This is a genomic window from Streptomyces sp. NPDC001480, from assembly GCF_042894725.1.
Classification (GTDB): Bacteria; Actinomycetota; Actinomycetes; order Streptomycetales; family Streptomycetaceae; genus Streptomyces.
In genome coordinates this window covers 249,940-261,622 of record NZ_JBIAVX010000005.1, presented here as the reverse complement: position 1 = coordinate 261,622, position 11,683 = coordinate 249,940, and the positions used below count along the sequence as shown (strand labels likewise).

Annotated in this window: 12 protein-coding genes; 10 read left to right on the top strand and 2 right to left on the bottom strand. The window is 72.1% G+C overall.

From position 1 onward, the window contains the following. Positions 1-8: 8 nt before the first annotated feature. From ACFY01_RS14120 to ACFY01_RS14110, 3 genes are read left to right on the top strand one after another with little or no spacing between them, the layout of a single operon-like run. Positions 9-374 carry a histidine triad nucleotide-binding protein gene (locus tag ACFY01_RS14120; RefSeq protein WP_361451004.1) on the top strand — a complete coding sequence of 122 codons (366 nt, stop codon included), beginning with the start codon at positions 9-11 and terminating at the stop codon, positions 372-374. A gap of 6 nt (positions 375-380) precedes the next feature. Further along, positions 381-1,286 carry a ribonuclease Z gene (locus tag ACFY01_RS14115; RefSeq protein ID WP_390735979.1) on the top strand — a complete coding sequence of 302 codons (906 nt, stop codon included), beginning with the start codon at positions 381-383 and terminating at the stop codon, positions 1,284-1,286. A gap of 20 nt (positions 1,287-1,306) precedes the next feature. After that, positions 1,307-2,299: an adenosine deaminase gene (locus ACFY01_RS14110; protein ID WP_390735978.1), complete on the top strand. Its 993-nt coding sequence runs from the start codon at positions 1,307-1,309 to the stop codon at positions 2,297-2,299. 134 nt (positions 2,300-2,433) lie between these two features. On the opposite strand, the gene ACFY01_RS14105 is transcribed toward ACFY01_RS14110, so the two are convergent. After that, positions 2,434-3,681, bottom strand: a complete 1,248-nt coding sequence (locus ACFY01_RS14105) for an MFS transporter (RefSeq protein ID WP_390735977.1) — start codon at positions 3,679-3,681, stop codon at positions 2,434-2,436. A 202-nt stretch (positions 3,682-3,883) separates the two neighbouring features. Continuing rightward, entirely contained in the window at positions 3,884-4,663 is a 780-nt protein-coding gene (locus ACFY01_RS14100; RefSeq protein WP_390735976.1) for an IclR family transcriptional regulator, read from the bottom strand. A gap of 95 nt (positions 4,664-4,758) precedes the next feature. Here ACFY01_RS14100 and ACFY01_RS14095 point away from each other — a divergent pair, with 95 nt between their 5' ends. The 7 genes from ACFY01_RS14095 to ACFY01_RS14065 all read left to right on the top strand — a co-directional run bounded on the left by ACFY01_RS14095 (position 4,759) and on the right by ACFY01_RS14065 (position 11,668). Continuing rightward, a complete protein-coding gene (locus ACFY01_RS14095; RefSeq protein ID WP_390735975.1) occupies positions 4,759-5,697 on the top strand; it encodes a 5-dehydro-4-deoxyglucarate dehydratase in 939 nt (312 codons plus the stop codon). Beyond that, positions 5,694-6,983: a glucarate dehydratase family protein gene (locus ACFY01_RS14090; RefSeq protein ID WP_390735974.1), complete on the top strand. Its 1,290-nt coding sequence runs from the start codon at positions 5,694-5,696 to the stop codon at positions 6,981-6,983. Before ACFY01_RS14095 ends, ACFY01_RS14090 begins: the two co-directional genes overlap by 4 nt. A 126-nt stretch (positions 6,984-7,109) precedes the next feature. Further along, a complete protein-coding gene (locus ACFY01_RS14085) occupies positions 7,110-8,261 on the top strand; it encodes a carbohydrate kinase family protein (RefSeq protein ID WP_390735973.1) in 1,152 nt (383 codons plus the stop codon). Between the two features lie 145 nt (positions 8,262-8,406). Next, the gene (locus ACFY01_RS14080) at positions 8,407-9,477 is read left to right on the top strand and encodes a PhoH family protein (RefSeq protein ID WP_390735972.1); all 1,071 of its coding nucleotides are present in this window, start codon (positions 8,407-8,409) and stop codon (positions 9,475-9,477) included. Positions 9,478-9,491: 14 nt separating this feature from the next. Beyond that, on the top strand, positions 9,492-9,989 hold the full coding sequence (gene ybeY, locus ACFY01_RS14075; protein WP_390735971.1) for an rRNA maturation RNase YbeY: 498 nt from the start codon (positions 9,492-9,494) through the stop codon (positions 9,987-9,989). A gap of 9 nt (positions 9,990-9,998) precedes the next feature. Next, a complete protein-coding gene (locus ACFY01_RS14070; RefSeq protein ID WP_390735970.1) occupies positions 9,999-11,312 on the top strand; it encodes a hemolysin family protein in 1,314 nt (437 codons plus the stop codon). Beyond that, the gene (locus ACFY01_RS14065) at positions 11,309-11,668 is read left to right on the top strand and encodes an MmcQ/YjbR family DNA-binding protein (protein WP_390735969.1); all 360 of its coding nucleotides are present in this window, start codon (positions 11,309-11,311) and stop codon (positions 11,666-11,668) included. Before ACFY01_RS14070 ends, ACFY01_RS14065 begins: the two co-directional genes overlap by 4 nt. Positions 11,669-11,683: the final 15 nt, after the last annotated feature.

Below are 11,683 nucleotides of genomic sequence, written 5' to 3'. Positions count from 1 at the left end.
GCACACGCATGGCAGGGCAAGAGGGCGGCGCGCCGCAGGACGACTGCCTGTTCTGCAAGATCGTCGCGGGCCAGGTCCCGGCGACGATCGTCCGTGAGACCGAGACCACCGTCGCCTTCCGCGACATAAATCCCCAGGCGCCCACCCACGTCCTGGTGATCCCCAAGGCGCACTACCGGGACGCCGCCGCGCTCGCCGCCGGCGCACCGCAGCTCGCCGCCGACGTCCTGGCCGAGACCCAGGCGGTCGCCGACGAGGAGAAGCTGGAGAGCTACCGCACCGTCTTCAACACCGGCACCGGCGCCGGCCAGACCGTCTGGCACGCCCACGCCCACGTCCTCGGCGGCCGCGGCCTCCAGTGGCCCCCCGGTTAGGCAGCCGTGTCCGTACGCGAGTTGGTCGTCCTCGGCACCGCCAGCCAGGTCCCGACCCGGCACCGCAACCACAACGGCTATCTGCTGCGCTGGGACGGCGAGGGCATCCTGTTCGACCCCGGCGAGGGCACGCAGCGCCAGATGCTGCGCGCCGGGGTCGCCGCGCACGACCTGAACCGGATCTGCGTCACCCACTTCCACGGCGACCACTCCCTCGGGCTCGCCGGGGTCATCCAGCGCATCAACCTCGACCAGGTCCCGCACCCGGTCACCGCCCACTTCCCGCGCTCCGGGCAGCGCTTCTTCGACCGGCTGCGCCACGCGACGGCCTACCGGGAGACGGTCGAGCTCACCGAGGCACCGGTCGACGCCGACGGCGACCTCGCGGTGACCGCCTCGTACACCCTTCAGGCCCGCAGGCTCTCCCACCCCGTCGAGTCCTACGGCTACCGGCTCATCGAGCCCGACGGGCGCCGCATGCTGCCCGAACGGCTCGCCGCGCACGGCGTCAAGGGGCCGGACGTGGGCCGTCTCCAGCGGGAGGGGAGGATCGACGGTGTCGCCCTGGAGGACGTCAGCGAGGTGCGGCGCGGGCAGCGGTTCGCGTTCGTCATGGACACCCGGCTGTGCGACGGTGTGCACGCGCTCGCCGAGGGCTGCGACATGCTGGTCATCGAGTCCACCTTCCTCGACGAGGACGAGGCCCTCGCCGTCGAGCACGGCCACCTGACGGCCGGTCAGGCGGCGCGGGTGGCCCGGGACGCCGGCGTGCGCCACCTCGTCCTCACCCACTTCAGCCAGCGTTACTCGGAGCCGGACGAGTTCGAGCGGCAGGCGCGGGCGGCGGGGTTCGACGGCGAGCTGACCGTGGCGCACGATCTTCAGAGGGTGCCGGTTCCGAAACGACGCTAAAACGGCCGTACGATGCTTTGATGCCCCTCCCCAAAGCAGAACTGCACCTCCACATCGAAGGCACCCTGGAGCCCGAGCTGGCGTTCCGGCTCGCCGAGCGCAACGGCGTCACCCTGCCGTACGCGGACACCGACGAGCTGCGCAAGGCGTACCAGTTCGAGGACCTCCAGTCCTTCCTGAACCTGTACTACGAACTGATGGCCGTCCTGCGCACCGAGCAGGACTTCGCCGACCTGGTCGACGCCTACCTCGCCCGCGCCGCCGCCCAGGGCGTGCGGCACGCGGAGATCTTCTTCGACCCGCAGGCGCACATCTCCCGGGGCGTCGGCATGGGGACGGTCGTCGAGGGGCTCTGGCGGGCGCTGGGCCGCAGCGTGGAGAACCACGGCGTCTCCACCAAGCTGATCATGTGCTTCCTGCGGGACGAGTCCGCCGAGTCGGCCATGGAGACCCTGGAGGCCGCGCGTCCCTACCTCGACCGGATCACCGGTGTGGGCCTCGACTCCGCCGAGGTCGGCCACCCGCCGGTGAAGTTCCGCGAGGTGTACGAGGCCGCCGCCGCGCTCGGACTGCGCCGGGTGGCGCACGCCGGTGAGGAGGGCCCGCCGGAGTACATCACCGAGGCGCTGGACGTGCTCGGCGTGGAGCGCGTCGACCACGGCCTGCGCTGCGTGGAGGACCCGGCGCTGGTCGCCCGCCTGGTCCGCGACCGGATCCCGCTGACCCTGTGCCCGCTGTCCAACGTCCGCCTCCGCGCCGTCGACGTCCTCGCCGACCACCCGCTGCCCGCCATGCTCGACGCGGGCCTGCTGTGCACGGTCAACTCCGACGACCCCGCCTACTTCGGCGGCTACGCGGGCGACAACTTCCGTGCCGTCCGCGAGACGCTGGGCCTCACCGACGACCGCCTGCGCGAACTGGCCCGCAACTCCTTCCTGGCGTCCTTCCTGGAGGACGACGAGGAACTCCGGGCCCGGTACCTCGCGGAGGTCGAGGCGTACGAGTTCGGCTGAGCGCCGTGGCTGGGGGACCGGCGCTGGTGCGGGCGTCTGGTGCGGGCGTCGCTGGGGGCTGCCGCCCCCAGACCCCCGCTTCGGCCTGAACGGCCTCGTCCTCAAGCGCCGGACGGGCTGCAAACTCCCGGGGATCAGTTCGCGGAGGTGGCGGCGTACGAGTTCGGGGACGCGGTGTCGTAGGCCTGGCGGGCTGTGGTGGCCGGGGTGTCCACCGGGACCTCCACGACCTCCAGCGTCGCGGCGGCCGGCAGCGGGTGCCGGGTCGCGCGCAGCGCCACCGCCGTCATCGGCGCGGCGATCAGCAGCAGCCCGACGGCCAGGACCTCGCCCATGACGGGGAAACCCGCCCGCGCGGACAGCAGACTGCCGGCCAGCGGTCCCGCCGCCGTGCCAAGGGAGCCGGCGGAGCCGACCAGGACCGCCCAGCGGCCGCGCGGGTCGAGGGAGGCGGCGAGACCGATCAGGTACGACAGCACGATCGGGTAGAGCGCGTTCCAGGCGATCTCGCCCGCCGCGAAGGTCGGCAGGTCCCGCGCCGAGGCGCTGAGCGCGATGCAGGCCGCGATGAGTGCCGTACCCGCGCCGATCGGCACCGCCCGCCCGAGCCGCGGCCCGAGCGCGCCCGCCCCGACGACCCCGAGCAGCCCGGCGCCGAGCGCGACCGCGAACACCGCGCCGACGGTCACCTCGGTGAGGTGCGCCTGGGCCAGGCCGATCCGGCCGCTGACGCCCCACAGGGCGTTCTGGGCCAGGGACCAGCAGGGCATCGCGGCGGCGAGGAGCAGGCCGGAGCGCGGGTTGGGCAGGGGGCCCCGTGCGACGTGGCCGCGGGCGGCGGCGGTGGCCGGGGCGGACAGACGGCCGGTGAGCGGCCACACCGCGAGCGCGGCGAGCGCGATCGCGGCCAGCGGCTGCCCGTGGCCCGGGCCGAGGTGCGGGACCGTCAGGTACACGACGCCCGCGAGGCCGGAGACGCCGAGCAGTCCGAGCGTGGTGACCCGGTGCGGATCCTGCTGGGCGGCGATTCCGGTGGCCGCGACCGCGGTGACCGTGCCCGAGCCGAACCCGCCGAGGACCGCGCCCGCGACGACGGCCGGTACCGCGCCGGTGAGCGCGGCCCCGCCGTAGCCGAGGACGGCCAGCGTGAGCCCGATCCGGGTGAGCGTGCGGGCCCCGATCCGTTCCACCCTGGAGGCCAGCAGGAACCCCGCCGCGGCCGAACTCAGCAGCAGCGCACTGCCGATGGCCCCGGCCTGGGTGGCGGAGAGGGGAAGCCCCGAGTCGAGCCTGCCGACGGTGGTGGGCAGGAGGTACGGGGCGAGGTACCCGGCCGTGAAAAGGGCGACGAGGGGCCAGGGCGTGGTGCGGGGGGAGGACACGGGCGTTCCCAGGGCATGCGAAAGGAGCGGCTCAAGAAGGGGGGGTTGGGCGCAGGCCGTCGACGGACAGGAACGCGCGAGCTAGTTGTATCAAGCACGCGGTTACGGAAGAAGCGCGAAGACTGTGTGAGGTGCGTGATCTAGGTCACGTTGTGTTTGGGGTTGGGGAAGTCGGGTAAAGGCGGTCGCTTTCCTCGGCGGGCTACCGCCAGTTCACCGCTCCACCCGCCCCGGGCGCCGTCTCCTCGATCTTCGCCCTGATCTCCCGCATCACCGCCACGATCCGCTCCTCATGGCCCGGAGTCAGCCGTGCCACCGGCACCGAGCAGCTGATCGCGTCCTGGGCGGGGGAGTCGTAGCGCAGGGCGAAGCCGAAACCGACGATGCCGAGGACGCCCTCCTCGCGGTCGACCGAGTAGCCGCGGGCCCGGGTCTCGGCGAGGTCGGCCGCCAAGGACTCCCGGGTGGTGCGGGAGTTGGGGGTCAGCGCCGCGTACGGGCCCTCGGGCAGCTCGGTGTCCGGGCGCTCCGCGAGCAGCGCCTTGCCGAGCGCGCCGGCGTGCGCGGGCAGCCGCCGCCCCACCCGGCTGATGGTCCGCAGGTACTCGTGCGACTCCCGCGTCGCCAGGTACGCCACGTCCCGGCCGTCCAGCCGCCCCAGGTGGATGGTCTCGCCGAGCGCCTCGGACGCCTCGTCGAGACAGGGGCGTACGGCGCGCACCCGCGGGTCGGAGTCCAGGTAGCCGGTGCCGGTGAGCAGCGCGTGGATGCCGATGCCGTACAGGGACCCGGTGACGTCCGTACGCACCCAGCCCCGGCCGATGAGGGTCTGGAGAAGTGCGTACATCGAGCTGCGCGGCACGCCGAGTTCGTCCGCCAGCTCCTGAAGCCGCGCCGGACGGTCGCCGCGCGCGGCGAGCACCTCCAGCAGCTCGACCGTCCGCGCCGCCGACTTCACCTCGCGGACGCCCCCACTCTCCATGGGGCGATCGTAATCGGGGCGAGCCGGACCATTGACGGGTGTCGTTCGCGTATCTAATCTCCATCTACGTACGTGGATGACGTCTACATGGGGAGATGCTGAGGGTGAACGGCGTTACGGACCGGCTGCGGACCGGGATGGCGAACGGTGTGCTGTCGTTCCCGCTGACGAGCTTCCACGCGGACGGCTCCCTCGACCCCGACGGCTTCCGCGCCCATGCCGCGGCGCAGATCGCCACCGCCCCCGGGGCCGTCTTCCCCGCCTGCGGCACGGGCGAGTTCTTCTCGCTGGACGAGGACGAGTACCGCCAGGTGCTCACGATCGCCGTGCAGGAGGCGGCGGGCCGCGTGCCCGTCGTGGCGGGCGTCGGATACGGCTGGGCGCAGGCCGTACGGTTCGCGCGGATCGCCGAGGAGGCCGGCGCCGACGCGCTCCTCGTCCTGCCGCACTACCTCGTCGCCGCCCCGCAGGACGGACTGGTCGCCCAGCTGGAACACATCGCGGCCCGCACCCGGCTGCCGCTCATCGCCTACCAGCGCGGCCAGGTCGCCTTCGGCGCGGACGCCTTCCGGCGGATCACGGCGATCCCCGGCGTCATCGGCCTCAAGGACGGCCACAGCGACCTCGACCGCCTCCAGCGCCTCACCCTGGCCGCCCCCGAGGGCTTCCTGTTCTTCAACGGTGCCGCCACCGCCGAGATCCAGGCCCGGGCCTACGCCACAGTCGGCGTCCCCGCCTACTCCTCCGCCGTGCACGCCTTCGCGCCCGAGATCGCGAACGCCTTCTTCGCCGCGCTGCGGGACGGCGACCACGGCACGGCCGACAAGCTGCTGCGCGACTTCTACGTCCCGCTCGTCGAACTGCGCGACCGGGTGCCCGGCTACGCCGTGTCGCTGGTGAAGGCGGCGGCCCGGCTGCGCGGCCGACCGGTGGGTCCCGTGCGCGCCCCGCTCACCGACCCGTCGGCCGCCGACCTCGCCGACCTGAAGACCCTGCTCACCGCCGGACTCGACCTCGTAGGAGCCACCCTGTGAACCTCGCCGTCACGGACGTACGGCTGACCCCGATCCTGGTCGCCGACCCGCCCCTGCTCAACACGCAGGGCGTGCACCAGCCGTACACGCCCCGGCTCATCGTGGAGGTCGTCACGGCCGACGGGATCACGGGCGTCGGCGAGACGTACGGCGACACCAAGTACCTGGAGCTCGCCCGCCCGTTCGCGGACGCACTGGTCGGCCGGCAGGTCAGCGACCTGGGCGGCTTGTTCACCCTCGCGGACGAGGTGTCCGTGGACGCAGCCAGGGTCTCCGGCCGGGTCGACGTCGGCGGGCTGCGTGGCGTGCAGACCGCCGACAAACTGCGGCTGTCCGTCGTCTCCGGCTTCGAGGTCGCCTGCCTCGACGCCCTCGGCAAGGCCCTCGGCCTGCCGGTGCACGCGCTGCTCGGCGGCAAGCTGCGGGACACGGTCGAGTACAGCGCCTACCTCTTCTACAAGTGGGCCGACCACCCGGAGGGGGTCACGGCGGAGAAGGACGGCTGGGGCGCCGCGATCGACCCGGCCGGAGTCGTCGAACAGGCCCGGAAGTTCAAGGAGCGCTACGGGTTCACCTCCTTCAAGCTCAAGGGTGGTGTCTTCCCGCCGGACGAGGAGATCGCGGCCGTACGGGCCCTGGCCGAGGCGTTCCCGGGGCATCCCCTGCGCCTCGACCCCAACGGCGCCTGGTCCGTGGAGACCTCGCTGAAGGTGGCGAAGGAGCTCGGGGACGTCCTGGAGTACCTGGAGGACCCGGCGCTCGGCACCCCCGCCATGGCCGAGGTGTCCGCCGGGACCGACGTGCCGCTGGCCACCAACATGTGCGTGACGACCTTCGCCGAGATCAAGGAGGCGTTCACGAAGGACGCCGTCCAGGTCGTCCTGTCCGACCACCACTACTGGGGCGGCCTGCGCAACACCCAGCAGCTCGCCGCGATCTGCCGCACCTTCGGCGTCGGGGTGTCCATGCACTCCAACACCCACCTGGGGATCAGCCTGGCCGCGATGACCCACGTCGCGTCCACCGTGCCGAACCTCCACCACGCCTGCGACTCGCACTACCCCTGGCAGTCGGAGGACGTGCTCACCGAGCGGCTGACCTTCACCGGCGGCCGGGTCACCGTGCCGGACGCACCCGGGCTCGGCGTGGAACTCGACCGGGAGAAGCTGGCGTTCCTGCACCGCCGGTGGGCGCGGGACGACGGCTCGCTGCGCGACCGCGACGACGCCGCCGCGATGCGCGTCGCCGACCCCGGATGGGTCACGCCGTCCGTGCCGCGCTGGTAGGACCCCGAGGTCCCCTCAGGTCACCTGAGGCTCCCTGCGGCCATCGCCCACCCGGTGGCACGCCCCCGCCGGGTGGGCGAAGTGGTGCACACTGGCCAGATCCGCACCACGTCAGGGAGCGCCATCGTGACCGCGTCCAACGCGTTTGCCGGATTCGCCGGAGAGGAACGGGAGCACCTCGGAGAGGCCCCGCACGCCCACGCCCACGTCGACCCGCTCGCCGCCGTGCGCTCGTCGGCCGACCCGCCCTGGGACGTCTACCTCACCGGCACCGTCTTCCTGGACATCATCTTCACCGGGCTCGACACCGCCCCGGTGCGCGGCACCGAGTCCTGGGCGCGCGGGATGGGATCGAGCCCCGGCGGCGTCGCCAACATGGCCACGGCACTGGCCCGACTGGGCCTCAGGACCTCGCTCGCGGCGGCCTTCGGGGACGACCACTACGGCGAGTACTGCTGGGACGCGCTCGAACAGGGCGAGGGCATCGACCTCTCCGCCTCCCGCACCGTCCCCGGCTGGCACTCCCCGGTGACCGTCTCCATGGCCTACGAGGGCGAACGCACGATGGTCTCCCACGGCCACGAACCGCCCCCCGAGGAACCCGCCCCCGACTGCCCGCCCCGCGCGCGGGCCGCGGTCGCCTCGCTGACCCCGGGCAAGCGGGCACCATGGATCGCGCAGGCCGCGGGCGAGGGCACCCGGATCTTCGCCGACGTCGGCTGGGACGACACCGGCGCCTGGGACCTGGCCGGGCTTGCCGACCTGGAGCACTGCGAGGCGTTCCTGCCGAACGCCGAGGAGGCCATGCGCTACACGGGCGCCGACTCCCCGCGCGCGGCGGCCCACGCCCTCGCCGAGCACGTGCCGGTGGCGGTGGTCACCCTCGGCTCGGAGGGCGCCTACGCGGTGGACCGGCGCACCGGCGAGAGCGCCGAGGTGCCCGCGATCGCCGTCGAGGCCCTCGACCCCACCGGCGCCGGGGACGTCTTCGTCGCCGGTTTCGTCACCGGCACCCTGGCGGGCTGGCCCCTCGCGGACCGCCTCGCCTTCGCCGGGCTGACCGCCGCGCTGTCGGTCCAGGAGTTCGGCGGCTCCCTGTCGGCCCCCGGGTGGGCGGAGATCGGCGCGTGGTGGCGCCGCGTCCAGTCGGTGACCGGCCAGGACCCCGCGGCCCTGCGCCGCTACGCGTTCCTGGCCGGCCTGGCCCCCCAGGAGCCGCTCACGGCGTGGCCCCGGCGCCGGGCCGTGCCGACGATCGGGTTCGGCCGGTCGGCGTGACGGCAGTGGCTTCGCGCCCTGGACACCCGCTTGTACGAAAAGCCTTACGGCGTAGTCAGCCCCCCGTCGTACTCTTGATAGCGCGAGGCCGCCCTCAGCTATGCGGCCGTGACGAGGAGGAACCGCAGGCCTTAAGCGCCGGCCCATGACTCAGACACCCACAGCTCGCACCCCCGCGCAGGAGCAGGCGAAAGCACAGATCACCGTGCCCGCCCAGCACCCCATGGTCACCGTACTGGGGTCCGGCGACTCCCTCCTGCGCGTGATCGAGAAGGCCTTCCCGGCGGCCGACATCCACGTCCGGGGCAATGAGATCAGCGCGGTCGGCGACGCGGCGGAAGTCGCCCTCATCCAGCGCGTGTTCGACGAGATGATGCTGGTGCTCCGCACCGGGCAGCCGATGACGGAGGACGCAGTGGAACGCTCGATCGCCATGCTCAAGGCGAGCGACGCAGGGACGAGCGACGGGCAGGAGACCCCGGCCCAGGTACTGACGCAGAACATCCTGTCCTCGCGCGGCCGCACGATCCGTCCCAAGACGCTGAACCAGAAGCGGTACGTCGACGCCATCGACAAGCACACCATCGTCTTCGGCATCGGCCCCGCGGGCACCGGCAAGACCTACCTGGCCATGGCCAAGGCGGTGCAGGCCCTGCAGTCCAAGCAGGTCAACCGCATCATCCTGACCCGCCCGGCGGTCGAGGCCGGCGAGCGGCTGGGCTTCCTGCCCGGCACGCTCTACGAGAAGATCGACCCCTACCTGCGCCCGCTCTACGACGCGCTGCACGACATGCTCGACCCGGACTCGATCCCCAGGCTCATGGCCGCCGGGACCATCGAGGTCGCGCCGCTCGCCTACATGCGAGGTCGCACGCTCAACGACGCCTTCATCATCCTGGACGAGGCCCAGAACACGAGCCCCGAGCAGATGAAGATGTTCCTCACCCGCCTCGGCTTCGACTCCAAGATAGTGATCACGGGTGACGTGACGCAGGTGGACCTGCCGACCGGCACCAAGTCCGGTCTGCGGCAGGTGCAGGAGATCCTGGAGGGGCTCGACGACGTCCACTTCTCCCGGCTGTCGTCGCAGGATGTGGTACGGCACAAGCTCGTCGGCCGTATCGTCGACGCGTACGAGAAGTACGACACCAAGCACGGCACGGAGAACGGAACGCACAAGGGCGTCCGGGGCAAGGCCGGGCACAAGGGGAAGTAGACAAGCACAGCACCATGTCGATCGACGTCAACAACGAGTCCGGAACCGAGGTCGACGAGCAGGCGATCCTCGACATCGCCCGCTACGCGCTCGCTCGGATGCGCATCCACCCGCTCTCCGAGCTCTCGGTGATCGTCGTGGACGCCGGCGCCATGGAGCAGCTGCACATCCAGTGGATGGACCTGCCCGGGCCGACCGATGTCATGTCCTTCCCGATGGACGAGCTCCGGCCGCCGGGCAAGGACGACGAGGAGCCCCCGCAGGGACTCCTCGGCGACATCGTGCTCTGCCCGGAGGTCGCCGCCAAGCAGGGCGCGGAGGCGCCCACGCAGCACTCCATGGACGAGGAGCTCCAGCTGCTCACCGTCCACGGCGTGCTGCACCTGCTCGGGTACGACCACGAGGAAGCCGACGAGAAGGCCGAGATGTTCGGGCTCCAGGCCGCGATCGTGGACGGCTGGCGGGCCGAGCAGGGCCTGACCGGGCCGTCTCCGGCGCCGACCGTCTCGTAAGCGCGGCCCATGAGTCCTCAGATCGTCCTCGGCGCGATCGCCCTGGTCGTCGTGGCCTGGCTCGCCGCCTGCGCGGAGGCGGGCCTCGCCCGGGTCTCCAGCTTCCGGGCGGAGGAGGCGGTGAAGTCCGGGCGGCGCGGCAGCGCCAAGCTCGCGCAGGTCGCCGCCGACCCCACCCGCTACCTCAACGTGGCCCTGCTGGTCCGCGTCGCCTGCGAGATGGCGGCCGCGGCGCTGGTCACGTACGCCTGCCTGAAGGAGATCCACGGCACCGCCCAGGCCCTGCTCGTCGCGATCGGCGTCATGGTCCTGGTGTCGTACGTCGCCGTCGGCGTCTCCCCGCGCACCATCGGCCGCCAGCACCCGCTGAACACGGCGACGGCGGCGGCGTACGTCCTGCTGCCGCTGGCCCGGATCATGGGCCCGATCCCGTACCTGCTGATCCTCATCGGCAACGCGCTCACCCCCGGCAAGGGCTTCCGCCGCGGCCCCTTCGCCTCCGAGGCGGAGCTGCGCGCGCTGGTCGACCTCGCCGAGCAGGAGTCCCTGATCGAGGACGACGAGCGCCGCATGGTGCACTCCGTCTTCGAACTCGGCGACACCCTGGTCCGCGAGGTCATGGTCCCCCGGACCGACCTGGTCGTCATCGAGCGCTACAAGACCATCCGCCAGGCCCTCACCCTGGCCCTCCGGTCCGGCTTCTCACGCATCCCCGTCACCGGAGAGAACGAGGACGACATCGTCGGGATCGTGTACCTGAAGGACCTGGTCCGCAAGACGCACATCAGCCGCGACGCCGAGAACGAGCTGGTGTCCACGGCGATGCGGCCCGCGTTCTTCGTGCCCGACACCAAGAACGCCGGCGATCTGCTGCGCGAGATGCAGAAGCAGCGCAACCACGTCGCCGTCGCCATCGACGAGTACGGCGGCACCGCGGGCATCGTCACCATCGAGGACATCCTCGAGGAGATCGTCGGTGAGATCACCGACGAGTACGACCGTGAACTCCCGCCCGTCGAGGACCTCGGCGACGGCCGCCACCGGGTCACCGCCCGCCTCGACATCACCGACCTCGGCGAGCTGTACGGCCTGGAGGAGTACGACGACGAGGACGTGGAGACCGTCGGTGGCCTGCTGGCCAAGGCGCTGGGCCGGGTGCCCATCGCCGGCGCCTCCGCCGAGGTCGAACTGCCGGACGGACGCAAGCTGCGCCTGACGGCGGAGGCCGCGGCCGGACGACGCAACAAGATCGTGACGGTGCTGGTGGAGCCGGTCGCTCCGCCGGACCTGCCGGGTGACGACGAGGAGACGAAGCCGGAGTGACCCCCAAGGAGCTGCGTGCGTTCTGCCTGTCGTTCAACGCGGCGGTGGAGGACTTCCCGTTCAACCCGGAGATCTCGGTCTTCAAGGTGCTGGGCAAGATGTTCGCGCTGAGCTGGCTGGACGACCGGCCCCTGAAGGTCAACCTCAAGTGCGACCCCGAGGACGCGGTGCGCCTGAGGACCGAGCACGAGGGGCTGATCGCCCCCGGCTACCACATGAACAAGCGCCACTGGAACACCGTCACCGTCGAGGGCGAGCTCCCGGACCGCCTGGTCCGGGAGCTCATCGAGGACTCCTACGACCTGGTCGTCGCCGGACTGCCCCGCGCCGACCGGCTCCGCCTCGACCGGCCCTGACTCCGTATGCTCGGG